The sequence below is a fragment of the Pyramidobacter sp. YE332 genome (assembly GCF_033060595.1).
GTDB lineage: Bacteria > Synergistota > Synergistia > Synergistales > Dethiosulfovibrionaceae > Pyramidobacter.
Map to the genome: position 1 here is coordinate 201362 of NZ_CP133038.1, position 24524 is coordinate 225885.

Annotated in this window: 24 protein-coding genes and 1 pseudogene; 12 read left to right on the top strand and 13 right to left on the bottom strand. The window is 60.8% G+C overall.

Translation table 11 applies throughout. The features are described 5' to 3' along the window. The first annotated feature begins 93 nt into the window (after positions 1–93). From RAH42_RS00970 to RAH42_RS00985, 4 genes are all read left to right on the top strand, one after another. On the top strand, positions 94–579 hold the full coding sequence (locus RAH42_RS00970; RefSeq protein ID WP_078015234.1) for an 8-oxo-dGTP diphosphatase: 486 nt from the start codon (positions 94–96) through the stop codon (positions 577–579). Further along, complete coding sequence (locus tag RAH42_RS00975; protein ID WP_078015235.1) at positions 572–1246, top strand: HAD family phosphatase; 675 nt, start codon at positions 572–574, stop codon at positions 1244–1246. The genes RAH42_RS00970 and RAH42_RS00975 overlap by 8 nt, the downstream gene beginning before the upstream one ends. Before the next feature lie 310 nt (positions 1247–1556). Continuing rightward, positions 1557–1997, top strand: a complete 441-nt coding sequence (locus RAH42_RS00980; protein WP_078015236.1) for a DNA starvation/stationary phase protection protein — start codon at positions 1557–1559, stop codon at positions 1995–1997. A gap of 19 nt (positions 1998–2016) precedes the next feature. Further along, positions 2017–2415, top strand: a complete 399-nt coding sequence (locus tag RAH42_RS00985; RefSeq protein ID WP_078015237.1) for a transcriptional repressor — start codon at positions 2017–2019, stop codon at positions 2413–2415. A 176-nt stretch (positions 2416–2591) separates the two neighbouring features. Here RAH42_RS00985 and RAH42_RS00990 read toward each other — a convergent pair whose 3' ends face one another. Next, positions 2592–2873 (bottom strand): helix-turn-helix domain-containing protein, encoded by a 282-nt coding sequence (locus tag RAH42_RS00990; RefSeq protein WP_317539759.1) that lies wholly within the window; start codon positions 2871–2873, stop codon positions 2592–2594. A gap of 222 nt (positions 2874–3095) precedes the next feature. Here RAH42_RS00990 and RAH42_RS00995 point away from each other — a divergent pair, with 222 nt between their 5' ends. Beyond that, on the top strand, positions 3096–3734 hold the full coding sequence (locus tag RAH42_RS00995; protein WP_078015238.1) for a flavodoxin family protein: 639 nt from the start codon (positions 3096–3098) through the stop codon (positions 3732–3734). 86 nt (positions 3735–3820) lie between these two features. On the opposite strand, the gene RAH42_RS01000 is transcribed toward RAH42_RS00995, so the two are convergent. After that, positions 3821–5200, bottom strand: a complete 1380-nt coding sequence (locus RAH42_RS01000; RefSeq protein WP_317539760.1) for an MATE family efflux transporter — start codon at positions 5198–5200, stop codon at positions 3821–3823. A 203-nt stretch (positions 5201–5403) separates the two neighbouring features. Then, positions 5404–6447: an aldo/keto reductase gene (locus tag RAH42_RS01005; RefSeq protein ID WP_317539761.1), complete on the bottom strand. Its 1044-nt coding sequence runs from the start codon at positions 6445–6447 to the stop codon at positions 5404–5406. A gap of 253 nt (positions 6448–6700) precedes the next feature. On the opposite strand from RAH42_RS01005, the gene RAH42_RS01010 reads away from it, so the two are divergent. Further along, positions 6701–6913: a hypothetical protein gene (locus RAH42_RS01010; RefSeq protein ID WP_078015241.1), complete on the top strand. Its 213-nt coding sequence runs from the start codon at positions 6701–6703 to the stop codon at positions 6911–6913. Further along, positions 6910–8808, top strand: a complete 1899-nt coding sequence (gene gyrB, locus RAH42_RS01015) for a DNA topoisomerase (ATP-hydrolyzing) subunit B (protein WP_317539762.1) — start codon at positions 6910–6912, stop codon at positions 8806–8808. The genes RAH42_RS01010 and gyrB overlap by 4 nt, the downstream gene beginning before the upstream one ends. A 73-nt stretch (positions 8809–8881) precedes the next feature. Here gyrB and RAH42_RS01020 read toward each other — a convergent pair whose 3' ends face one another. The 5 genes and pseudogenes from RAH42_RS01020 to RAH42_RS01040 all read right to left on the bottom strand — a co-directional run bounded on the left by RAH42_RS01020 (position 8882) and on the right by RAH42_RS01040 (position 13405). Next, positions 8882–9700, bottom strand: coding sequence for a formate/nitrite transporter family protein (locus RAH42_RS01020; RefSeq protein ID WP_078015243.1), 819 nt, complete (start codon positions 9698–9700; stop codon positions 8882–8884). Positions 9701–9942: 242 nt separating this feature from the next. After that, a complete protein-coding gene (locus RAH42_RS01025; RefSeq protein WP_317539763.1) occupies positions 9943–10431 on the bottom strand; it encodes a flavin reductase in 489 nt (162 codons plus the stop codon). A gap of 172 nt (positions 10432–10603) precedes the next feature. Then, positions 10604–12094, bottom strand: a complete 1491-nt coding sequence (locus tag RAH42_RS01030) for a cobyric acid synthase (RefSeq protein ID WP_317539764.1) — start codon at positions 12092–12094, stop codon at positions 10604–10606. A gap of 53 nt (positions 12095–12147) precedes the next feature. Continuing rightward, positions 12148–12534 carry an ASCH domain-containing protein gene (locus tag RAH42_RS01035; protein ID WP_158606306.1) on the bottom strand — a complete coding sequence of 129 codons (387 nt, stop codon included), beginning with the start codon at positions 12532–12534 and terminating at the stop codon, positions 12148–12150. 79 nt (positions 12535–12613) lie between these two features. Further along, positions 12614–13405: pseudogene (locus tag RAH42_RS01040) on the bottom strand (IS5 family transposase). Between the two features lie 262 nt (positions 13406–13667). Here RAH42_RS01040 and RAH42_RS01045 point away from each other — a divergent pair. The 3 genes from RAH42_RS01045 to RAH42_RS01055 all read left to right on the top strand — a co-directional run bounded on the left by RAH42_RS01045 (position 13668) and on the right by RAH42_RS01055 (position 17671). Further along, on the top strand, positions 13668–15458 hold the full coding sequence (locus RAH42_RS01045; RefSeq protein ID WP_317539765.1) for a ParA family protein: 1791 nt from the start codon (positions 13668–13670) through the stop codon (positions 15456–15458). Positions 15459–15480: 22 nt separating this feature from the next. Further along, on the top strand, positions 15481–15903 hold the full coding sequence (locus tag RAH42_RS01050; RefSeq protein WP_317539766.1) for a helix-turn-helix domain-containing protein: 423 nt from the start codon (positions 15481–15483) through the stop codon (positions 15901–15903). 373 nt (positions 15904–16276) lie between these two features. Next, on the top strand, positions 16277–17671 hold the full coding sequence (locus RAH42_RS01055) for an MATE family efflux transporter (protein ID WP_317539767.1): 1395 nt from the start codon (positions 16277–16279) through the stop codon (positions 17669–17671). A 280-nt stretch (positions 17672–17951) separates the two neighbouring features. Here the strand turns inward: RAH42_RS01055 and RAH42_RS01060 are convergent, their stop codons facing one another. Continuing rightward, positions 17952–18611: an aquaporin gene (locus RAH42_RS01060; RefSeq protein WP_317539768.1), complete on the bottom strand. Its 660-nt coding sequence runs from the start codon at positions 18609–18611 to the stop codon at positions 17952–17954. Positions 18612–19032: 421 nt separating this feature from the next. After that, positions 19033–19818, bottom strand: a complete 786-nt coding sequence (locus RAH42_RS01065) for a transporter substrate-binding domain-containing protein (protein WP_296427613.1) — start codon at positions 19816–19818, stop codon at positions 19033–19035. A 211-nt stretch (positions 19819–20029) separates the two neighbouring features. Between RAH42_RS01065 and RAH42_RS01070 the strand changes: the two genes are divergently transcribed. Continuing rightward, positions 20030–20605, top strand: a complete 576-nt coding sequence (locus RAH42_RS01070; RefSeq protein WP_317539769.1) for a nitroreductase family protein — start codon at positions 20030–20032, stop codon at positions 20603–20605. A 118-nt stretch (positions 20606–20723) separates the two neighbouring features. Here RAH42_RS01070 and RAH42_RS01075 read toward each other — a convergent pair whose 3' ends face one another. After that, the gene (locus RAH42_RS01075; protein ID WP_317539770.1) at positions 20724–20993 is read right to left on the bottom strand and encodes a hypothetical protein; all 270 of its coding nucleotides are present in this window, start codon (positions 20991–20993) and stop codon (positions 20724–20726) included. A gap of 31 nt (positions 20994–21024) precedes the next feature. After that, positions 21025–21267 carry a hypothetical protein gene (locus tag RAH42_RS01080; protein ID WP_317539771.1) on the bottom strand — a complete coding sequence of 81 codons (243 nt, stop codon included), beginning with the start codon at positions 21265–21267 and terminating at the stop codon, positions 21025–21027. A gap of 457 nt (positions 21268–21724) precedes the next feature. Here RAH42_RS01080 and RAH42_RS01085 point away from each other — a divergent pair, with 457 nt between their 5' ends. After that, on the top strand, positions 21725–23140 hold the full coding sequence (locus RAH42_RS01085) for an amidophosphoribosyltransferase (RefSeq protein ID WP_296427606.1): 1416 nt from the start codon (positions 21725–21727) through the stop codon (positions 23138–23140). A gap of 99 nt (positions 23141–23239) precedes the next feature. Here RAH42_RS01085 and RAH42_RS01090 read toward each other — a convergent pair whose 3' ends face one another. Beyond that, positions 23240–24493 carry an ATP-binding protein gene (locus tag RAH42_RS01090; RefSeq protein WP_078015265.1) on the bottom strand — a complete coding sequence of 418 codons (1254 nt, stop codon included), beginning with the start codon at positions 24491–24493 and terminating at the stop codon, positions 23240–23242. Between the last annotated feature and the right edge of the window lie 31 nt (positions 24494–24524).

Genomic DNA, 24524 nt, shown 5'->3' on the forward strand with positions numbered 1-24524 from the left:
ACATCCCTCCTCATCGAACGCCGATGCTCCATTATGAATCTCTTGAGGTTTTTATTCAAGAGATCATTCCGTCACGCACAAGGAGTTGGGCTCATGAAGATCACCACGCTCTGTTACATGGAACGCGGCGGCCGCTGGCTGATGCTGCACCGCACCGTCAAGGAAAACGACGAGAACCGCGACAAGTGGATCGGCGTCGGCGGCAAGCTGGAAGAAGGGGAGAGCCCGGAAGACTGCCTGCGCCGCGAGGTGCGCGAAGAAACGGGCTGCGAGCTGACGGAATTTCGCTTCCGCGGTCTGGTCACGTTCGTGTCCGACCGCTGGGGCACGGAGTACATGTGCCTTTACACCGCCTCCGGCTTTACGGGGCGCCCGCACGGCTGCGACGAAGGCGCGCTCGAATGGGTGCCGAAGGACGAAGTCGAGTCGCTCAACCTCTGGGAAGGCGACAAAATATTTTTGCGCTTGCTCGCCGAGGACGCGCCGTTTTTTTCGCTCAAGCTGCGCTACGAAGGCGAGCGTCTGGCCGAGTGGGTTTTGAACGGCCGCGGCGCTGCGAAGGAGAAACGCGATGAATAAAAGATTCGCCATCTTCGACATGGACGGCACGCTCGTCGACTCCATGGGCTATTGGCAGCGCATGGAGCGCGAGTATCTGGCCGGGCGCGGCGCTCCCTCCGGGCCGGCGCTCGAGGCGCTGATCGCCCGCCTCAAGCCGATGACGCTGTACGACGCGGCGCGGACCGTCGTCGCCGAGCTGGGATTTTCGGACACGCCCGAGAGCGTCGTCGCTGGGATGAACGGCGTCATGCGCCGGCATTACGAGCGCGACGTTTCGCTCAAGCCCGGCGCGGCGGAGTACCTGCGGCGGCTCAACCGCCGCGGCGCAGCGCTTTGCACCGCTTCGGCCACCAGCGTGCCGCTCGTGAAATTATGCCTGCGCCGCCTCGGCGTCGACTGCGAATTCCGCTTTCTGCTCAGCTGCGAAGAAGTCGGCGCCAGCAAGAACCGTCCCGACGTGTACCTCGAAGCCGCCCGCCGCCTCGGTTCCGCCCCGGCGGAAACGGCCGTGTTCGAGGATTCGCTTTCCGCGCTGACGACGGCGAAGAACGCCGGCTTTTACGCCGTTGCCGTCTACGACGCCGCCAGCGCGGCCGACTGGCCGGCGCTGCGGGCTTTGGCCGACGAGTGCGTCGTCGACTGGAGCAAAGCGGCCGCTGAACAGCGCGGCTCCGATCCCATATGAAATGTTGAGGCGAGGCGAACCTTGGCGGCTCACCTCGCCTTATCATTTATCGGCCTTGTTTCCACAGGGCGTAAAACCGCCTCCGCAGCGCCTTCCCCGCCGGGCCGGTTTATCCTGTAATATTGAAGACGCGAGCGTTCTTCATCATGATTCTCCTTCCCTGCGCTTTTCTGTCGCTGAGCGGAATAAAAAACGTAAAAGATAATGATTCCTGTTATTGACAAATGAAAAATCCGCCGCTATAATACGGTCAGATTCAAAAAAGAGACGCTTTCGTCTCCAACTCAAAAGTCAAACGGAGGAATTTTTCATGAACAAGAATCTCGTCAACAAGGTCAACGGTTATATCGCGAACATCGGCGTGTCGTTCGTCAAGATGCACAATCTGCATTGGAACGTCGTCGGTTCTCAGTTCAAGGCCGTCCACGAGTATCTCGAGTCCGTCTACGACGACTACGCGGACATTCTCGACGAAGCGGCGGAACTGCTGCGCATGAACGGCGAACTCCCCGCGGCGAGCCTGAAGCAGTATCTCGAACTGGCCAGCGTCAAGGAGCTCGAGTCCAAGGAGGTCTCGATCGGCGACGCGCTCGGCGTTCTCCTCGCCGACATGAAGCTCCTCAGGGACCAGGCCGCGGACATCCGCAAGGCAGCCGACGCGGAAGACGCTTTTGACGCCGCGAATATGATGGAAGACCACATCAAAGAGTTCAGCAAAAAGATCTGGTTCGTCGAGTCGATGACGAAGTAGCGGGAAAGGGAGCGGCCGGATGCCCGAGGAGAAAAAAACGCGCCATTCGCAGCAGCGAGACATGATCTACGACTATCTGCGCTCCACTCACGAGCATCCTTCGGCAGAGGCCATCTACACGGAGCTCAAGGCGAAGATGCCCAATCTCAGCCTTGGCACCGTCTACCGCAATCTCAAGCTGCTCGAGGAAAGCGGCAAGATCCGCCGGATCTCCGCGCTGCAGAACGCCGAACGCTACGACTGCATCTGCTGCGATCACGCCCATTTCGTCTGCACCAAATGCGGCAAAGTCAGGGATCTCGAGCCGATCGACGCCCGCGAGGCCGCCGGCGCGTTCACGCTGGAAGACGGCGACGTGCCCCTGGGCGTGTCGCTGACGATCAGCGGCGTCTGCGCCGAATGCCGAAAAAACGCTTGAGAGCATGCGAGCGAGGTGCAAGATCTTTCGGATTGAATTCGGCAAATAAAACAGCGAGCCTGCCTTGGATCATCTCGAGGCAGGCTCGCTGTTATTGCTCGTGATCATGACGTTCGGACCGACATTTCTCAAATCAGACGTCCAAGGAACGTAAGCACACAGGTCTTCACAATCTTTTACAGATTTTCCAAGCTCCAGGCGTTGATCCGCTCTAGTAGAGGGACGAACTTCTTCCCCGTCGCCGTCAGCGAATATTCTACCCGCGGCGGCACCTCGCGGTACACGCGGCGCCGTACGAAACCGCCGGCTTCCAGATCGCGCAGCTGGCGGGTGAGCGCCGACTGAGTGATCTCCGGGAACTCCCGGTTCAGCTCGCCGAAGCGCTTCGTGCGCTCGTGCAGCGACCAGAGAATGACGATTTTCCACTTTCCCGCGAAGATCTTCTGGATCTTCTTCATTCCGCATTCGCTTTTTTCTTCTGCGCCGCTCATGCATATTTCTTTCTCATTTCCCGTTTTCATGGATAGATCTCCTCGCCGTTATACAATAGTATCATTTTAAGTAGTATATATATTTTATCATCGTACTTTCATTTTTTGATGTTTCGTCTAAAATAAAAGCGTATAATTTTTCAGCGCGGCGTCTCATTGGCGCTGTTGTATTTTCATGGGGGATCTTCGATGAAAGCACTCGCGATCAACGGCGGGCCGCGACGCGGCTGGAACACGGACACGCTGCTTCTGGAAGCGCTGCGGGGAGCGCAGGAAGCGGGAACGGAAACAGAGATGATCCGTCTCTACGACCTCAAATACACAGGCTGCCGCAGCTGCATGGCCTGCAAGAGAAAAGGAGCGGTTCCGTGCCGATGCTACTGGAAAGACGACCTGTCCCCGGTGCTGGAGAAAGTTCTGCAGGCCGATGTCCTCTTCCTCGGCTCGCCCGTCTACCTCGGCACCGTCACGGCCCAGACGCACGCGTTCCTAGAGCGGCTGCATTACATCCTCTTCTCTTACAACGACATGACGAAATCGCTGTTCACGGGGCGCGTCGATTCGGCCTGCTTCTTCACCATGAACATGCCGCGGGACTATTACCGGCAGAATATGAAAGCCGGGCTCGAGACGGACGTGGTCGCCCTGAAAGGGCTGAACGGCAGCCTCGAAACTTACGCCTGCTGCGACACGCTACAGGTCGGCGACTACTCGAAGTACGAACTCAGCCTTTTCGATCCGGTCCATAAAAAGCGCGTCCATGAAAAACAGTTTCCCAAAGACCTGCAGGCCGCATATGAAATCGGAAAGCGTCTGGCAGCTCGCTGAGCCTCTTTCATCGTCTCTCGCGGAGACAGCCTTGGTCCCGCAAAAAAATCCGTCCGCGATTCCTCTCGGGAAAAGCGGACGGATTTTTACGTATTTTGCGCCGTCTTGTGCCCGGCGCGGAGAATGCTGCGCTGCATCCAGTTCCCTTTCCGGTGGTAGAGCAGGAAGAAGACGGACGTCAGCGCCCAGCTGACCGGATAGCCGATGAAAACGGTGCGGACGCTGTGGCTGAACGGCACCACAAACCAGATCCAGAGCAGGCGGAAGCCGCAGATGCCCAGCGCCGTCATCGCCGTGGGCACGATGGCATCGCCGGTACCGCGCATGCCGCTCGCCAGCGTGCCCACGGGCACGTAGGCAAAGTACCAGGGCGCGATGAGCCAGATGATCTCCATGCCGATGGAGATCACGGCGGGATCGTCGGTAAAGATCCCGTACAGCGGCGCGCCCCAGGTCACGAAAACCGCGCCGAAAAACAGCGAGAGCGCCGTCCCCAGTGCCGCGCTCACGCCGATGCTGCGCAGGACGCGGTCATATTTGCGGGCGCCGAAATTCTGTCCGGAAAACGTCGACACGGCCACGCCGAGCGCGTTGATGATCAGCCAATACATCCGGTCGACCTTGCCGCACACCGTCCAGGCCGCCACGGTGTCGACGCCGAAGCCGTTGACCGTCGACTGGATGACGATATTGGAGAGCGAATACATCGTCGACTGGAGCCCCGAAGGCAACCCGATGCGGACGACGCTGCCGAGGATCACCCGGTCGGGACGGAGGAATCCGCGCAAACGAAGCCGGAAAGACCCCGCTTCGCGCGCCAAAAAGATCCATACGCCCGCGGCGCTGGCCAGCTGCGACAGGACCGTGGCGTACGCCGCGCCCGCCACGCCCCAGCCCCAATGAACGACGAAGACGATATCGCCCGCGATGTTGACGATCGTGGCCAGCACGAGCAGGTAAAAGGGACGCTTGGAATCGCCTTTGGCGCGCAGCACGGCGGCTCCCATGTTGTAGACGAACATGAACAGGATCCCGCCGAAATAGATCCGCAGATAGCTCACGGCATGAGGCAGCACCTCCGGCGGCGTGTCCATCGCCGTCAGCGCCGGCTCCGCCAGGAAGGCGCCGACCAGCGACATCGCCGCGCCCGCCGCGATCGACAGCGCCATCGACGTGTGTACGGCCCGTGAGGCGTGCTCGGCGTCGCCGGCGCCGAAAAACTGTGCGATCACCACCGTGCCCCCCGAACAGAGGCCGATGAAGAACCCCAGCAGCAGGTTGACCAGATAGCCCGAAGGGCCGCCCACGGCGGCCAGCGCCTCCTTGCCCAGGAAGCGGCCGACGATGATGGCGTCGACGGTGTTGTACAGCTGCTGAAAGAACGTCCCCAGCAGGATCGGGAAGAAAAAGACCAGCAGCTGCTTCCAGATCACGCCCTCGATGATTTGTCTGTTTTCCCCGTCCATTTCGTCTCACCGCTCCGCTCAAAGCCGCGCCGCCGAATTGATAATACTTGTTCCTGACTCGAGCGGCGAACGTTCTCCAAACCTCCGAGGAAAATCCACACAGCGCACAGCGCGGCTCGCTTCGCGGATCTCCCTCGCTCATTAAGAAATAGCGTCAGCCGTGCAGCGCGGGAGCGCGTCCCCTCGGCGTGCGCCGCGGGAGTTCAGGCTTTCGCCCCCTCCGCTTTGGCGGCCAGCCAGCCGGCGCGGAAGCTTTTGTAGTCGGCCAGGTTTTCCGCCAGCAGCGTGGGCGTGTCGAGGCCGTAAGGGCAGCGGCTCTTGCAGGCGTTGCAGTGCAGGCACTGTTCGATGCGCATCATCATGGCGTCGGTCTTTTCGGACATCAGCGGCGGCACCGGCGACCGGCGCAGGAGCAGGCTCATGCGCGCGGCAGTCTGGATCTCGATGCCGGCGGCGCAGGGCTGACAGTAGCCGCACCCGTGGCAGAAATTGCCGGACAGCTCGCGGCGCTCTTTTTCGATCTCGTCCGCCCAGTCCTCGAAGCGCGGCGGATTTTTCTCCAGCTCCAGAAATTGATCGAGCTCGCTCTCGCGCTGTACGCCCCAGATGGGCACCACGAACGGATGTTTCTTCATGAACACGAAAGCCGCCTCGACGTGCGCGATCAGGCCGCCGGCCATCCCCTTCATGGCGATGAAGCCCATGTCACGCTCGTGCGCCAGGCAGGCCAGGTCGATGTCTTCCTGCGGCGCGATGCAGGTGAGCGGGAACTGGAGCGTGTCGTACCGTCCCGACAGCACGGCGGCACGGGCGCGCTCGCGGCCGTGATTGGTGATGCCGATAAAGCGCACGTAGCCGCGTTTCTTCGCCTCCACGCAGGCGGCGTAGGCGCCGTTCGGATCGTCGGGATCGGGCAGCGTCGAGGGATTGTGCAGCTGAATGAGATCGATATAATCGGTCTTCATGCGCTTCAGGCTGAGCTGGATATGCTCCAGCACGGTCTGGTAATCTTTGCCGCCGCTCTTGGTGGAGATGACGATCTTACCGCGCACGTCCGCCAGGGCGGCGCCGATCTTCTCCTCGCTGTCGCTGTAAGCGTTGGCGGTGTCGAAATAGTTGATGCCGTGATCGTACGCCTTGCGCAGCAGATAGGCCGCGTCCTTCAACGGGATGCGCTGAATCGGCAGCGCGCCGAATCCGCAGGCGCTGACCATCAGCCCTGTTCTCCCCAGTCTGATCTTATCCATGACATGACCCCCTCTTCATGTTGAACGGATGACCGTGAGCTTACTATATCACGCCGCGCTGCAAAATCAAAACATGTATCCTGGTTTTCGCAAGGGAATGAAGATCCCAAAAAGCGGCCTCCGGCGCCGGCATTTCCCCTCCCAAGTTTGCTCAAAAGGTGCGCCGAGGCCGAAGCTTCGTCGTTTTTTCTGCTATAATAGATTGGTTCTGGTTCCATAAATCTGCCCGCGCGGCGTTGGAAGGAGGCCCGGCATGTTCATTCCCATCGAAGGCGAGGACTGCATTTTCCTCGAGAACGTCGTCGCGCTGGTCCACGACGAAGGGCGCACCACGGTTTATTACGGCGACGGGCACACCGGCGTGACGGGATTCCGTCCGGTGACGCTGAGGCGGCGCTATCGGGAATTGATGAGGGGAGCGCGGCATGTGGAGCTTCCCCGTTCACAGGAGGTCAATGGTTCATGAGCACTCAGTACACAGCCGAAGACATACAGATTCTGGAAGGTCTCGACCCCGTCCGCAAGCGGCCGGGCATGTACATCGGCGACACGACGACGAGGGGCCTTCACCACTGCGTGTACGAGGTGGTCGACAACGCGGTCGACGAAGCGCTGGCCGGCTTCTGCTCGGAGATCGCGGTGACGCTGCACGCCGACCAGAGCGTCAGCGTGTCCGACAACGGCCGCGGCATCCCCGTGGATCCGCATCCTTCCAACGGGCGTCCCGCCCTCGAGGTGGTGCTGACGGTGCTGCACGCGGGCGGCAAGTTCGACAACCACAATTACAAGATTTCCGGCGGGCTGCACGGCGTCGGCGTCTCGGTCGTGAACGCGCTTTCCGAGTGGCTGGAGGTCACGGTCTACCGCGACGGCAGGGAATGGCACGAACGTTTCGAGCGCGGCACGCCCGTTTCCGGCCTGACCGGCGGCACCCCGACGGCGAAGCGCGGCACGACGGTGACGTTCAGGCCCGACGCGGAGATTTTCGACGAGGTGACCTTTTCGGCCGAAACGCTGGGCAACCGCTTCCGCGAAATGGCCTTCCTGATCCCCGGGCTCAAGTTCGTCTTCGTCGACGAGGCCGAAGGCAAGACCTGGACGTATCATTACGAAGGCGGCGTCTCGGAGTTCGTCGCCTACCTCAATCAGGGCAAGCAGACGCTGACGCCCAAACCGATCGTCATCCGCGGCGAAAAGGACGGCGTGGCGGTGGAAGTCGGCTTTCAGTACACCGACGAGTACATCGAGCGGCTTTACTCGTTCGCCAACCTGATCAACACGATCGAGGGCGGAACTCACGTGGCCGGCCTGCGCAGCGCCATCACGCGCGGCATCAACGAGGGGGCCCGCCGCGCCGGCGTGCTCAAGGAAAAGGACGAAAACCTCTCCGGCGACGACCTGCGCGAGGGGCTGACCTGCGTGCTTTCCGTCAAGCTGGGCAATCCCCAGTTCGAAGGACAGACCAAGACCAAGCTGGGCAACGGCAACGTCAAGGGCATCGTCGATTCGATTCTCTACGACGGCATCCTGCAGGAGCTCGAAGAGGATCCGTCGGTGATCAAGCCGATCATCGAAAAAGCCATCAAGGCCCGCCAGGCCCGCGAAGCCGCCAAGAAGGCCCGCGAGCTCGTGCGCAAATCGGCGATGAGCGGCCTTTCGCTGCCGGGCAAGCTGGCCGACTGTTCCAGCCGCACCGCCGAGAACTGCGAGGTCTACATCGTCGAGGGAGACTCGGCCGGCGGCAGCGCCAAGCAGGGGCGCGACCGCAAGTTCCAGGCCATCCTGCCCCTGCGCGGCAAGATCCTCAACGTCGAGAAGGCGCGCATGGACAAGATGCTCGGCAGCAAGGAGATCCGCGTCATCATCCAGGCGCTCGGCTGCGGCATCGGCGAGGACTTCGACATCGGCAAGCTGCGCTACAACAAGATCATCATCATGACCGACGCCGACGTCGACGGCGCCCACATCAGCACGCTGCTGCTGACGTTCTTCTTCCGCCACATGCGCGAGCTGATCGAAAAAGGCCATATCTATCTGGCCGTGCCGCCGCTCTATCGCGTGCAGGTCGGCAAGAAAGTCGACTACCTCTACAGCGACAAGGAGCTGCGCAAAGTCATGGACGGACTTGCGGCCGACGGCAAAAAAGCCGCCGTGCAGCGCTACAAGGGCCTGGGCGAGATGAATCCCGGCCAGCTCTGGGAGACGACGATGGACCCCGCCACGCGCCTGCTCAAGCAGATCGAGCTGGACGACCTGGCCGGCGCCGACCAGTACTTCGACATCCTCATGGGCGACCGCGTCGAGCCGCGCCGCCAGTTCATCGAAGAGCACGCCCATGAAGTGCACAATCTGGACGTGTGATTCCCGCGACAACAAAAAGCTTCAACCGAACGTTCGCGTTCGGTTGAAGCTTTTTTCATTTCCCCGATTCGGTTCACGCTTTCTTTTTCGCGAAGCAGCCCCACATCAGCGCGCCGAACAGCACGCCGCCGACGATGTTGCCCAGCGTCACGGGCAGGAGATTGCCGGCGAGGAAATTTTTCCACGTCAGTCCGCTCAGGTCAAGGCCGGCCTCCGCCGCCTTCTGCGCGTACAGCGGCACGTTCTTTGCGAACAGAGCGGCGGGGACGTAGAACATGTTCGCCACGCTGTGTTCGAAACCGCACATGACGAAAAACGCTATGGGAAAGTACGCGCCCGCGGCGCGCCCGCACAGGTCTTTGCCGGAAAGGGCCAACAGCACGGCCGCACAGACAAGGATATTGCACAGCGCTCCCAGCAGCACGGCCGGGACAAAATCCAGCGCGCACTTCGCGGTCGCGAGTTTCATCGTGAACAGCGCCAGTCCGCCGTCGGAGTAATGCAGCTGTCCTGCATAAACGCCCGCGGCGGCGGTCAGCGCCGCGCCGACGAAGTTCCCGACGTAGGCGCAGCCCCAGTTGCGCACCATGCTGCCGACGGTCGCCGTGCCGTCAAGCACGGCGATGGAGATCAGGCAGTTGCCTGTGAACAACTCCGCGCCCAGCAGGACCACCATGATCAGGCCAAAAGGGAAGACCAGTCCCGACAACAGGCGAACCGATGCGGCTGCGCCGGCGCCGTGCGAAATTACGTTTGCCGCCGCAGCCGCTATGGCGATGCAGAACCCCGCCAGCATGCCCAGCAGCAAGATCTTCCAGACAGGCAGACGCGTTTTCGCAGCTCCCGCCGCGGCGTAATTGGCGACGACTTCCGCCGGGGAAAACAGGTTCATCGTTCCACCTCAGGCGTCGCCGTGCGGTCTTTGAAGATATGTGTCACGTCATACACACTCCGTTTCTTTTCCGAAATAATCGCCGTCGCTTCAAAATCTTCCGCGGCGGCGTGCCCCGGCGCGTCCTGAAGGGGCGATCGCACTGCGGCAAGCCCTTCAGAACGCGCGGTGAAAATCCGGACGCGGCTTTCGCGAACGTCTCTATTTTTCAGTTTCCCACCGCACCGTCGGCAGACGATCGTTTAACTCTCGACGAAACCGACGACTTCGCCGATGTAAATCGTGTGGGGAGCTTCTTCGGCGTAATAAGCTTTGGCCGCGTCGGCGGGGATGTTCGCCAGTTCCATGTCGTGGCGGTAGATTTTTTTGCAGATCAGCGTCAGTTCGGCCTGGGCGAAGGTGACGCCGTGTACGACCGCCCGCGGCGTCAGGCGGGTCAGCGCGATTTTATCGCCGTCGCGCCCCGATTTGGAGCCGAGGATCGTCAGGTCGCGGCGGTATTCTTGGGGATAGAAGCCGACGGTGAAATATTCGTTTGCGTCCATGAAGCCGTGCGTGCAGCGCACGGGCTTGACGAAGACCGTGACGACGTTCTTGTTCCACAGCGTGCCCAGCTGCCCCCAGCCGATGGTCATGGCGTTGTAATTGCCGATCGATCCGGCCGCCAGCAACGCCCAGTCCTTGTTGAAAAGTTCGAAAACGTTCACGTTCAGTTCGTCGATGTTTTTCACGATCGTGACCTCCCATAAATGACGCCGGGCACAGTCGCTCCGGCGCGGAATCCGCTTTTTCGAGCGCGGCGCGGCAGATCGATTGAATCGTGTTTTTGCAACGACTCATGCCATGTTCGGTGAAAAATGTTCCACGTGGAACATTTTCGAAGGCGTCCGTTTCGCCGGCGCGCTACGCCTCGCGGTCGACGAGGCGGCGGATCAGGGCCATGTCGAGATGCTCGCGCAGGGTCTGAGCCAGCGTGTCGTACTGCCGCTCCTTGTACGCCTTCCAGTCGAACGGACGCGCGTCGAGCGTCACCCCCTTGCGACGGGCCAGCGCGCCGAGTACGGCGCGGCGGCAGGCTTCGCTGTCGAAAAAGCCGTGCAGGTAACAGCCGTACACGCTGCCGCGCTGGCAGCCGTCGGGCGCGCCGTCTTCAAGCCGGAGCAGCGGCTCCGCGCCGTCGTCGCGGCAGGTCGTGCCGCAGTGGATCTCGTAGCCTTCGAGTTTGGCACCGCTCAGCGCGGCGAAAACGCCTTTTACGGAGCCCGCGCGGGCTGTCGTGCGCGTGCGGCGCTTTTCGGGCCGAAAGCGCGTGACGACCGGCAACAATCCCATGCCGGCGATCGAACCGCCGCCTTCCACGCCCTCTTCGTCGACGATCTCGCGCCCCAGCATCTGGTAGCCGCCGCAGATGCCGATCACGGGCGCGCCGGACGCGGCCAGCTTCTTCACGGCGGCTTCCAGGCCGGAGGCGCGCAGCCATTTCATGTCGCCGATGGTGTTCTTCGTGCCGGGGAGAATGACGAGGTCGGGGGCGCCGAGGGCGCGAACGTTTTCCACGTAGCGCACGCCCACGCCGTCGGCTGCGTCAAGCGCCGAAAAGTCGGAAAAGTTGGAGAGGCGCGGCAGGCGGATCACGGCCACGTCGAGCGGAGATGCGGCGCGGCGCTGGCCGAGCCGGTCGCTGAGGCTGTCTTCGTCGTCGATGTCGAGCGGCATCCAGGGCACCACGCCCGCCACGGGACGGCCCGTCAGTTCTTCCAGCTGCTTCAGACCGGGCAGAAGCAGCTTCAGGTCGCCGCGGAACTTGTTGACGATCGTCGCCTTGACGAGCGCGCACTCTTCCGGTTCCAGCAGCGCCAGCGTGCCCACGAGCTGGGCGAAGACGCCGCCGCGGTCGATGTCGCCGGCCAGCAGCACGGGGATGCCGAGGCGCTTCGCCAGCCCCATGTTGACGAAGTCGTCGGCTTTCAGGTTGATCTCCGCGGGGCTGCCGGCCCCCTCCACGACGATCAGGTCGTACTCGGCGTCCAGCTTTCGGTACGCGTCGAGCACGCAGGGCCAGAGCGCGTGCTTCATGGCGTAATACCCTTCGGCCGTGTAGTTGCCGTAGACCTCGCCGTTGACGATCACCTGCGAGCCCTTGTCGCTGGTGGGTTTGAGCAGCACCGGGTTCATCGCGTAACTGGGTTCGAGGCCGCAGGCCTCGGCCTGCACGGCCTGGGCACGGCCGATCTCCAGTCCCTCGCGGGTGATGAACGAGTTAAGCGCCATGTTCTGCGACTTGAACGGCGCCACGCGCAGCCCGTCCTGCCGGAAGACGCGGCACAGCCCGGCGACGAGCAGACTCTTGCCCACGCCCGACATGGTGCCCTGAATCATCAGCGATTTGGCCATTTGCGAAAATCCTTTCCCCGCTCGAAACTCGCGCGCGACGGCGCGCCGCGCGGCTAGTCAAACTCCGGTTCCTGCTCCAGTTCCGTCGGCGTTTTGCAGCGCCGCGCCGAAAAACGGATCAGCCCGTCATCGACCTCGAACAGGTGCAGCTTCCCCTTGACGGGAAAATATTCAACCGGCCGCGGATTTTTCAAAATCCAGCCCCAGATCCCCTCCGTCGGCTGGATGTCCGCCAGCGTTGCCACACAGACGGCCACGCCGGCAGGACACTGTTTCATGCCTTCGACCCCGAACTCCTCGACGATCCCCGGCTCGCGGTTCGTCGAAGCGCAGATCAGCAGATCGCCTCGGTAATCTGTCTTCCACGTGCGATATTCCACCTCCTTTTCCCCGCTCTCGATAAACCACGCGTACGGCTGGCGAACGGACAGAGCTTTCATGGCGAGACTCCTTTCGTTTCCCATTTTTGCCGCCGTTGCGATTATCCCGATTTTACGCTTGCGGCGGTCGATTTTGCGTCTATAATAATACATAACCAATAAACGCGCATTCATTACGGATATTAAGGTTGGCACAACCAAACAGAACAAAGAATTTGTTCATGTTTTTCGCTATGCCCCGATACGATGTCTTGCGGCAGGCACAGTATCTCTTCACGATGCCAAGACAGCCTGAATCTCCGGAGGCAACTTCACGCCGTCTCTCATCAGCTTGTGCGCTTGCGTCACATCATGGACGTTGGCGGAGGTCCCCGGTGATGGTATGGACATATCCGCTTCCGGCGTCGGCGCCGGCATGGACTTTCATGCCGAAATACCACTGGCCGCCTTTTTCCGTCGAATGCATTTCCGGATCCCGTTCGCCGTTTTGGTTCTTCGTTGAGCTCGGTACGCTGACGAGCGTTGCGTCGACGACGCTGCCTCCGTGCATGATCAAACCGGCCGTGTCACGTCTGTTCCGAATATCGTCGAACAGGACTTTGCCAAGCTCATGCTTCTCAAGGAGATGACGGAAGTGCAGCAGTGTCGTTGCGTCCGGTACCTGCTGCTGGAGGAAATCGATCCTCAGGAACGCGCGCATGGCATGGCTGTCGTAGATGGCGTCTTCGATGCCTTCATCGGACAAGTCGAACCAGTTCTGCATAAGGTACATGCGCAGCGTCGTCTCGACACCAAGAGGCCGGCGTCCGCGTTTGCCGGACGGGCAATGCGACGCTGTCAGGGCGGCCCGATCAGCCCACGGGATCATCTTGTCCATTTGCTCGAGGAACGCTTCTCTCCGGGTTTTTCTTCTGAGGTTGGCGTATCCCATATCACCGAAGCTGAGTTAGGTCATCTTCTATTCTCTTTTGACGTTGGGTTAGAACAGCTTAATTATACTCTCTCTTTGACGATTTAATCAGCGGTTCCGTAACTTCGTTGAAATATGGATTCAGAGTCGGCGGCAATATGATAAACTGTCGTTCAGCGGCTGAAACGCAGCGGCTTTTTCTATTGGAGGCGGCCGCGGCGAAAGCTGGAATTTTTAGAGACGGACGGTGAATGGAATGGCTTTGTCGGACACATTGCGCGGTTTGTGGCGTTGGTTTCTGGACGACGCCGGGCTTCTGGAGCCGGAGAATGGCGGCGAAGACGCGATGCCGGTTGGCGACGATACGCTCTTTGCCGCGCTCGTGGCGGCGGCGGAAGCGCAGAATGCCACGCTGCCAGCAGGAGACGAAACGCTTTTCGCCGCGCTGGTCGCAGCTGCGGAGGCGAAAAGAAACGAGCGCCCCGCAAGCGACGATACGTTTTTCGCCGCGCTGAACGCGGCGGCAGAACTGGAGAGACCGCGCCGCGCGCTCTCCGGGGAAGGAGCGGCGGATGGCCTGCCGACTTTGCCTGAAGAGCTGCCGGACGACCTTGACGGCTTCGCGGCGCCAGCCGTGCGTAAAAGAGGTGATGAAGCGGTTCAAGCGACGGTCATGCTGCCCGCGGTGGCGGAAAATATCGCCGCGGGAGTTCCGGGACAAGAAGGTACCGACGAGGATCTCGAGACGGCGGCAGCCGCGCCGCGAACCAAAGCTTCCGTCGCGACCAAGGAAGAGGAAGGCGGCGTTCTCTCCGTCGACGAGCCGCTTCTTTTCCAGTCCGCAGCGGATGATCTCCCGCGGGACGGCGCCGGCTTTTCGAAACCCGACGCGCGGGGCGCGGAAGGGGAGGAGCTTTTTGCCACCGCCGGCAAGGACGAAACGTTACAGGAGACCCGTGGGCGCCATATGTCGCCGCTCGGGCAGCTTGACGGCGAGGAAACGATGAACGAAGAAACCGCTCATGACGGCATTCTGACAGGTATTGGCGAGACACCGTGCGGTCAGGTCGCCGTCAGCGATTCGGCGTGCATCGTCCCCGGAGTCGCGCCGCAAGGCGAAGAAGAGGGCATACCCGCGAATATTTCCGCTTCCAGCGCCGAAGTGCGTGGGGCAAGCGATGGCCTCTGGGCTGCCGAGGCGGCGGAAGAGGCTGACACGCCTCTGGAGCCGCAGCCCGCCGACATTCGCCCGCAGTTGTCCGAGCCGGCGGCATCAACGCCCTTCCGTCAGAAGCGTATCGTCGTTTCGCTGCTCAAAGGGGGCGTCGGCAAGACGACGATCACCTGCTTTCTGGGCACCGCGATCGAGAAAATCTGGGATGAATACGGTTCCGAGCGTCGTCTGCTGGTCGTCGACACCGACCCGCAGGGGTCGAGTACCGATTTCTTCCTGCGCGACAAGAAGCCGGAGGAAGCGCGAACGCTGCGCGCGCTTTTCGAACCGTATCCTTTTCCGGGCGCGGCGAAAACGCTGTTCCACCCGACACGCTACCGCCATATCGACCTGCTGCCGGCGCACATATCCGTTTCCGACGTCATTCCTTCGCCCGAGGGCGATCGGGAGGCCCGTTTGGCGCAGTATCTGGCCGCGGCGGCCGACGATTATTCGCTGATCCTGATCGACACGCCGCCTTCCGATACGCTGGCGTTGAGAAACGCGCTGATGGCCGGATCGGGCGTTTTCGTCCCCATCGATCCCAGCCGTCAGGCCATCGCGACGCTGCCCCAGTTTATCAGCACATTTAGCCGTTACAGCCAGTACAACGCGCAACTGAAACTTTACGGCGTCATCTTCTCGCGCTACGACAGGCGCCGCGCGCTCGACCGCGATATCCGCGACGCCGTTTCCAAACAGCTCGGTCAGAGCGGCATCCGCTGCCGCGAGGCGCCTAACCGCTCGGCGATCTCAAACTGCTATAACAGCTATCTCGGCTTCGAAGGACTCGATCCCGCTAAAGACAAGGACGCTTACGACTTTTTCCGCGATCTGGCGCTTCAGGTCCTGATCGCCTGAGGCAGAGGAGGAGCGATTTTTAATGGCAAAAAGCACGGATGAAAATTTTTTGGGCGCTGAGATCACTGACGCTCTGAATCTTTTGGGAAAAATCGTCCAAGGCGCTCCCGACGCGCCGCACCCTCCCGAGCCGACGCCTGCCCCCGTTCCTGCCGCGGCCGACGACGAGCCGTTGCTCGTATGGTACCGCGCCATGAAGCCGCGCACGATGTGCAAACTGCTGTGGATGGTGCTGCTGCAATGGCAGGCGCGGCGCAGCGGCGGACGGATCCATTTCGAAGAATTCGCGGCGCTGCTTGGAGTGAAGAAGGAGAAGATCGCCCAAGCGCTGCGCGACCTGAGCAAGCTCGGCTGGATCGAGATCACGGCTACGGAAACGGGACCGCGGCGGCGCATCATCAGCCGCACCGTCGCCGTCAAGACGTCGCGGCAGGAGCTCTCGTGAATCACGCGTTTTTGCACGAGCGTTGAATGGCGAAAACGCGAGATTTCGTGAGCTTTCCTGTTTGTGTACAGAGCCTCTCTTTTTTTGCAAGCGCTTACTGCAGCTCCCCTCGTGTTTTTTCAGACCGACAAGGACCCAACGGCAAATTTGCTTTCCACCCCGATTTTTGCGATTGAATCGTCCCTATCCTTTCCTATTCAAGGCTATCGTGTCCTATCGCATTTGAATCTATTCGATTTTCATATATAATGTAATCATGCGCATGAGGAATTCCATGAGGAATTTCCACACTCCACTCGAGAAGGAAAAAGTGAATGTAGACAAAAATTTTGTCCCGCGTTCGTGTCTGAATTCGAAATGAGGTTGATTTATCATGACTCAGACTTCCACGTTGACCAGCATGAGTCAGGGCTCCGTCGCCCGTTTGCTCTTCCGGTTTTCTGCGCCTGCCACGCTTGGCCTTGTGGCCAACGCCTTTTACAACATCGTCGACCGTCTCTTCATCGGCCGTTTCACCGGCGCCGACGGTCTTGGCGCCGTCGGACTGACGTTTCCGCTGACGGTTTTCGTGATCGCCGTCGGCTCGCTCGTCGGCGTCGGCGCCGCATCGCAGATGTCGCGCCTGCTCGGCGAGGGACGGCGTCGAGATGCCGAAACGGTCCTCGGTAACGCCGCGGCGGTCATGACGCTGTTCGCCGCGCTTTTCACGGCCGCGGGGCTGTTCTGCCTCGACGGGCTGGTGAAAGCGTTCGGCGCCTCGCCCCATCTGGCGCCGCAGACTCGCGTTTACACGGAGATCTTGTTCTGGGGAATGCCCTTCAACCTGTTGGGCTTCTCGTTGAATTACCTGATCCGCGCCGAGGGGCATCCCCGTTACGCCATGTGGACGCTGTGCGTCGGCTCGGGCATGAACGTGTTCCTGGATTGGCTCTTCATTGCGCGCATGCACATGGGCGTCGCCGGGGCCGCGCTGGGAACGTCGCTGGCCCAGATCGCCTCGTTCGTCTGGGTGGCGCTGTTTTATCTCAGGGGCGCAGGGTCGCTGCGAATCGGCGCCGCGTCGCTGAAACCCAATGGGGACATCATCAGGGAGATGCTCCTTGTAGGCGCTTCTCCCTTTTTAATGGAGCTCTTTTACACGGTCAGCATGATGCTCTTCAACAACATCGTCAACGATCTCGGCGGCGATCTGGCCATTTCGGCCGTGGGCATTTTCTTTTGTTTGGACAACCTGATCTATCTGCCCGTGTTCGGCGTCGGCGAAGGGCTTCAGCCCATTGTCGGCTACAATTACGGCGCCCAGCGGTCGGACCGAGTCAAACGCACGATCTTATGCGCGCTCGCCGTCAGCTCCGTCTATTTCGCGATTTCATTCATCGGCGCCGAGTCTCTCACGCGCGCCATGGTCACGCTCTTCGCGGCCGACGACGAGGCTTTGATCCGCCTCACGGTGCGGGCCATGCGCATCGGCTATCTTGGCATGCCTTTTGCGGCGGCGGGCATCGTCGCCTCGAACGCGTTTCTCGCCGTGGGACGTTCGGGCGTGAGCCTGTTCCTCAACTTCTGCCGCCAGGGGTTCCTTTTCCTGCCGGCGCTGCTGGTTCTGCCGCAGCTGATGGGCCTTGACGGCGCGTGGAGCTGCTTCATCGTCGTCGATGCCGGCGGCGGACTGATCGGCGCCATTCTGCTGTGGTATTTCTGGGAGAGCTTCAACGGCGGCGACCGCGCCCTTCTTGGCACCCAGCTCGAAATCGCGTTCAATAAGTAGCGCGCAGGGCCGTCCCGGTTGTCGCAGGTATAAAACGGTTCATACAAAAGGCGCGACGCTCGTCCGGGCGTCGCGCCTTTTTCGTCGGGAGCGTCGGCGCGGAGCATGGATCGTTTCTGCCGGTTCCCGCGTCTTGATCCCGTTTTTCAATGATGCCTTTTTATTGAGAACCAGTACGATCTTCCGCGCAGGAACCGCTGTAACGGCATCAAGACAACGCGCGCATCAAAAAAGCCGCCTCCCTCAGCGGGAAGCGGCCTTTCTTTGGGGCGGAGCAGAGCTATTTGGTCTCGGGCTCGATCGCCTTCCACACGATCGCGGCGACGACCGCGCCGGCCAGAGGCGCGGCGATGAAGACCCAGAGGTCGGCCATGGCGGCTCCCTTGGCGAAGAAGGCGGGGCCGAAGCTGCGGGCGGGGTTGACGCTGGTGCCCGTGAAGTGGATGCCGAAGATGTGGATCAGCGTCAGCGTCAGACCGATGGCGAGGCCGGCGAACTTGTTGTGGCCGGACTTGGAGGTGACGCCGAGGATCGTCAGCACGAACGTGGCGGTGAGCACGGCCTCGACGGCGAAACTCTTCACCACGTCGCCGCCGTACAGCGCGTTGGCGCCGAAGCCGCTGTCCCAGCCGCAGAGGTAGCCGAGCAGGGCCGCGCCGGCCGTGGCGCCGGCGAACTGGGCGATCACGTAGCCGACAAAGTCGCCGAAGCTCATGCCGCCGGTCAGCAGCACGCCCAGCGAGACGGCGGGATTGACGTGGCAGCCGGAAACGTTGCCGATGGAGTAGGCCATGGCGACGATCGCCAGGCCGAACGCCAGCGCTGTGCCCAGATAGGCGGCGTTGACCTGCGCGCCGTTGCAGCCGAGCACGACGGCCGTGCCGCAGCCGAAGAGCACGAGCACGAAGGTGCCGACAAATTCAGCGAGATACTTCTTCATTCTTTTGACTTCCTTTCAATAGAGAAGAAATTTACAGCGCCCGTATTATATCCGAGTTTCCCGGTCTCGGCAAATCCGCATAAGTTTTTCTATTTATGTAATCGGGGAAACGCGAAGGATTTTTCAAAGCGCCGTTCCGGCGCCGGACGGGCTTGTCCAAAATGTCCCCGCCGAGCTTGGCCGCGGCGGCCGTCAGGTAGGCGAGGAGCCGTTCGCGGTCGCGGGGGAAACGAAGCCGGCCGCGGAGAAAACCGTAAAGAGAGCGATGCCGTTCCGAAGGAAGGGCTTCGCCTCGCGGGAAAAAGCGCCGCACGCCCCCCGCTGACCGCTCGGTCTCGGGGAGGCGTGCGGAATGTTCCACGTGGAACATTGACGACGGGCGTAGATCGCGCGCTCTTCTTCGCGTCGGATGGAGCCGGCGTTACTTGACGTTCTTCTTCCAGTCGTCGAGTCCCCACTTGTCGCGCAGGGCCTGGAACTCGCCGCTTTGCTTCATCTCTTCCAGCGCCTTGTCCACGGCGGCCAGCAGTTCCGGATCGTCCTTGGCGGCGCCGAAGGCCGATCCTTTCGATTCCGTGGCCACATTGGTCACCGCGCAGATGGCGATCTTGCCGGCGAAATCCTTGGCCTGACAGTACTTGTAGCCCACGGGGCCGTCCAGCAGCGCGGCGTCGGCGCGGCCGAAAAGCACCTCGCGCAAGCAGTCGTCGCTCTTTTGGTAGTTCTTGACGACGGCGTTCGGGATCGTGTGCGCGTAAGCGTCCTGGATCGTGCCCAGCTGCGTGGCGATGGTCAGGCCGGCAAAGTCCGCCGCCGCGGCCTTTTCGTGCCCGGGCAGGACGAAAAACGCCGAGTCGGAATGGTTGGTCACGCCGGTGAAGGCGATCTTCTTCTGGCGGGCGGGCGTGGCCGACATGCAGGCGGCGATCAGGTCGATCTTGTGCGTCATCACCGCGGGCAGCAAGCCGTCGAAAGACATGTCCACCCACTCGATCTTTTTGCCCAGCTTCGTGCCGATGCTTTCGATCAGGTCGATGTCGTAGCCCTGCAACGAACCGTCGGGCGCGCGGAACTCGAACGGCGGAAACGTGCTCTCCGTGCCCACCGTCAGAGTCTCCTTCGTCATCGCGCCGGGCGCCGCCTCGGCCGCCGCGGCAAAAGCCAAAGAAGCCGCCAGTCCGATCGCGCCGATATGCCATTTTGTCATGATAAATCCCTCCTGAATAAACTTATTTGTTGATAGTGAAGTAATGGTAAACTTCTGTTTGATGCCGTGAATGATACTCTGGTTCATTATGTTTGTCAAGAACGAAATTAAATGAATAACAGTTTCGTTTCTTGCTCCACTTTTATCCCGAAACTGTTAAAATAAAGGCGCACGCAATTTCGATTCCCGAAGGAGGAATGACGAATGACGAATGACACTTTCCGAACTTTATGTGGGCTGCCGCACGTACCGTCGCTTCGAACAGAGGCCGCTGCCGGACGGGCTGCTTCGTGCCATGCTGGAAAACGCCCGCATCGCCAGTGCGGGCGCCAACGCCCAGACGCTGCGCTTCATTGCGGTGCAGAGCTCCGCGCTGGTGGCTCAAATGCAGCCGCTCGTCAGATGGGCCGCCTATCTGCCCAAAGAGATCGGCACGCCGGCCGAGGGCGAACGTCCCGTAGCCTTTGTCGTCATCGTCAAAAAAGCCGGTTCGGGCGCGTTCGCCGACGTGGACGTGGGCATCGCCGCCAACACGATCGCCACGACGGCATGGGAGGCGGGCGTCGGCAGCTGCCTGATGGCCTCCGTCAACCGCGCCGAAATCGCCGCGCTGCTCGGCGTGCCCGCGGAAGACACTGTGTTTCTCGTCGTCGCGCTGGGCTATCCGGCGCACAAAAGCACGCTTGTTCCCGTCGGCGCCGACGGCAGCGTCAAATACTTCGTGGACGAAAACCGCGACTACTTCGTGCCCAAGCGCGCCTTTGACGACGTGGCGAAGATCGTTTAAGGCCGGCGCGTCCGTCGCGGTCCGCGGCGCCGAGTGTTTCCAAAAGAACGCGAAAGAGCCTCGTAAAGCCCTGCCCTGGGCTTTACGAGGCTCTTTCGCGTTCTTCGTCAGGAGCGCTTCATCGCACCGGGATGACCCGGTTCACGGCAAGGCGGCTTGTCTCGCGCCCCTGCGCATCGAGTTCGACGTAATGGAGCGCGTCGTACTTGAAGCCCCACTCGTCGGCGTAGTAGCCGTCGGCATGGCGGACGAGCAGGCGCTCCTCCTCGCCGACGAACGTGCAGATGTTTCCGCTCCGGTCGCTCGTCACGGAGACGATGGGACGGGACAGACGGTTGAACTGGTCGAGCGTGAAGGACACGCCGTGTTCGGACATGATCACGATCATGAAAATCGCTCCTTTCGGCCGGCGGGATTCGTCAGGGAGCTTTCGCGCCGCCCCGCGCGGCTTCGACGGTATCGGCGCAGTCTTCGAGGATCTGGCGGTCGGCGGCGGAAGGACGCCCTTCGGCGACGCGGCGCAGGAATTCCGAGGCCAGATCGTGCGGCAGGGACCAGAGGTCTTTCGGCGTTTTCAGGCGCATCCCTTCCCGCTCGCTCCACAGCACGGTGACGTGCGAACCGTCGGGAAAAGTTTTGCAGAAAGCCATCTCGTTGCTCACGGGACATCGCTCCTTCGACGGCAAAGAGCGGGCGCCGGATCGCGGAAAGGGGCTGCCCTGCGTTTCGGCGAGCGAAGCGCGGGCTCCGGCGAGGACGCTCTTTTTTATTCTCATTATAGGGGGATCGGGCGGCGTCCGTCAATCGTCGCTATGGGACGAAGCGTTTCCCGTCCGTCGCCGCCCGGAGAATCAGCGCCGTTGCTGCGCGGAGGGGGAGACACGTCAGGGAAAAGGACCGGAACGCGATGCCCGTGCCTGACGGCGCCCGTTTTTGAGAGAAGCGTGCCGGAATTTTTTACTATCATTGCCGGTCTGCGACACAATATCCCTGAAATATATCCGGTTTTATGCTAAAATGTTCTGGTAAGATTTTTTGCACGGCGGAGCGCGGTTTTCCGGGGAAAGCCGCGTCGAATTTTTTTCGCGGACAGCGCGAAGCGATCAGGGGGAAGACATCATGGGCGGTTTTTTTGCGGCGGCGCTGAGGGAAGACTGCGTTTTCGATCTGTTTTTCGGCACGGACTACCATTCCCATCTGGGAACGCGGCGCGCCGGTCTGGCGGTTTACGGCAAAAAAGGGTTCGACCGCGCCATCCATAACATCGAAAACTCTCCCTTCCGCACCAAGTTCGAGAAAGAAGCCAACGCCATGCAGGGCACCATGGGCATCGGCTGCATCTCCGACTACGATCCCCAGCCGCTGGTGGTGCGTTCGCATCACGGCACCTACGCGATCACGACCGTCGGCAGGGTCAACAACAAAGACCGTCTGCTCGACGTGATCATGAAGAACACCGGCATCCATTTCTTCGAGATGACCTCCGGCGACATCAACTCCACCGAGCTCGTCGCCGCCCTCATCAACCAGAAGGACAGCCTCGTCGAGGGCATCCGTTCCGCGCAGGAGATGATCGACGGCTCCATGACCCTGCTCGTGCTGACCACCGACGGCGTTTACTGCGCCCGCGACCGCTTCGGCCGCACGCCGCTGACCATCGGCCTGAAGGACGAGGGCTTCTGCGCTTCCTTCGAGCCCTTTGCCTACCTCAATCTCGGCTATCGCGACTACAAGGAGCTCGGCCCCGGCGAGATCGACCTGATGACTCCCGAGGGCGTGACCACCCTCGTGCCGCCGGAAGAAAAAATGCGTATCTGCACCTTCCTGTGGGTCTACTACGGCTATCCGTCCTCGCACTACGAGGGCGTCTCCGTCGAGCAGATGCGCTACAACTGCGGCCGCATGCTGGCCCGGCGCGACGGCATGAGCCGCGAACGGATCGACACGGTGGCCGGCGTGCCCGACTCCGGCATCGCCCACGCCATCGGTTACGCCAACGAATCCGGCGTGCCCTTCTCGCGCCCGCTGATCAAGTACACGCCGACCTGGCCGCGCAGCTTCATGCCCACCATCCAGTCCAAGCGCGACATGATCGCCAAGATGAAGCTGATCCCCGTTCACGAACTGATCGAAAAGCAGCGCATGCTCCTCATCGACGATTCCATCGTGCGCGGCACGCAGCTGCGCAAGACTACCGAGTTCCTGTTCCGCACCGGCGCGCGAGAAGTCCACGCCCGCCCCGCCTGCCCGCCGATCATGTTCGGCTGCAAGTACATCAACTTCTCGCGCTCCAACTCCGACATGGAGCTGATCGCCCGCCGCATCGTCAGCAAACTCGAAGGGCACGAACCCGAGCGCGCTGTCCTCGACGAATACTGCGACCCCGAGTCGGAGCGCTACGCCGCCATGCTGGAAGGCATCCGCCGCCAGATGGGATTTTCCTCGCTCAAGTTCAACCGCCTCGACGACATGCTCGCCGCCGTCGGCGTCGAACCCTGCAAACTCTGCACGTACTGCTGGAACGGCAGGGAATAGACCGTCACTCCGCCGTGAACAACAGAGCCGTCCTTCCGTCCGCACCGCGTGGACGGAAGGACGGCTCTGTTGTATGAACCGCAAAAGCGCGCGGGAACGTTACAGTTCGAGGCTGTTTTCCTTCGTCAGAAAATCGAAAACGTTCATCGTCGTGATGCCGTTTGCGTCTCTCGTCACGTTGACGACGTCCTTGACGACGATGATCTTTTTGAAAGAATCGCCGAGACAGTTCAGCGGCGCTTTTTCTTGCGCGGTTTTTTCGACGCCGGCCAGACTGAACGCCGACTGAACGTAATAACGCCGACTCCCCAAATTGGCGACGAAATCGATTTCCAGCTGGCGGGCCAGCTGCTTCCCTCCGGCGTCGCGCTCCCTCTTCCGAACCATTCCCACGTCGACGGCGAAGCCCCGGCTTCTCAGTTCGTTATAGATTACGTTTTCCATAATGTGGTTTTCTTCCGTCTGCCGGAAGTCCAGCCGGGCGTTGCGCAGCCCTACGTCCTCGAAATAATACTTTAGCGGCGAGCCGACGTATTTCCGTCCCTTCACGTCGTAGCGCTGCGCCGCGCTGATCACAAACGCGTCTTCCAAATATTCGACGTACCGCCGGACCGTGTTCAGACTGATCTGCGAATGCAGCTCGCTTCGAAACGTCGCCAGGATTTTGCTCGGATTGGTCAGAGAGCCGACCGAGGACGCCAGAATATTGACGACGTCTTCCAACTCCTGCGTTTTTTCGATGCGGTTGCGCTCGATGATGTCTTTCAAATACGTTTCCACAAAAAGGTCTGTCAGATACTTAACCTTCTGTGCTTCCGTCTTCATCGAAGCGACCAGAGGCAGCCCGCCGTAAACGACGTAGTCCGCCCAGCCCCGGTAAATATCGCCCTCGTATGATTCCATAAACTCTTTGAACGTCAGCGGATAAACGTGAATTTCGTACCCTCTGCCCCTGAATTCCGTAATTACGTCCTTCGACAAAAATTTTGAATTGCTCCCCGTCACGTAAATGTCGACGTTTTTGACATGAAGCAGCGAATTGAGCGCCTCTTCGAACCCGTCGAGCATCTGCACCTCGTCGAGAAGGATATAATAATTCGCGCTGTCCTCGATCCGCGACTCGATATAATCCAGGATCGCGCCGGGATTCCGATATTGCCTGTTTTCCCAGACATCCAGCTCGATCGGGACGATATGTGATCCCGGCACGCCCGACTGCCGCAGATACCGCGTGAAAAGATTGAACAGCAGGTACGACTTGCCGCTCCGCCGCATCCCCGTGATCACCTTGATCAACCCGTTGTGCATGCAATCGATCAACGTTTTTAGGTACTGTTCTCGTTTAAATTCCATGGTCGCGACCTCGTTGATAATTTTACGCACA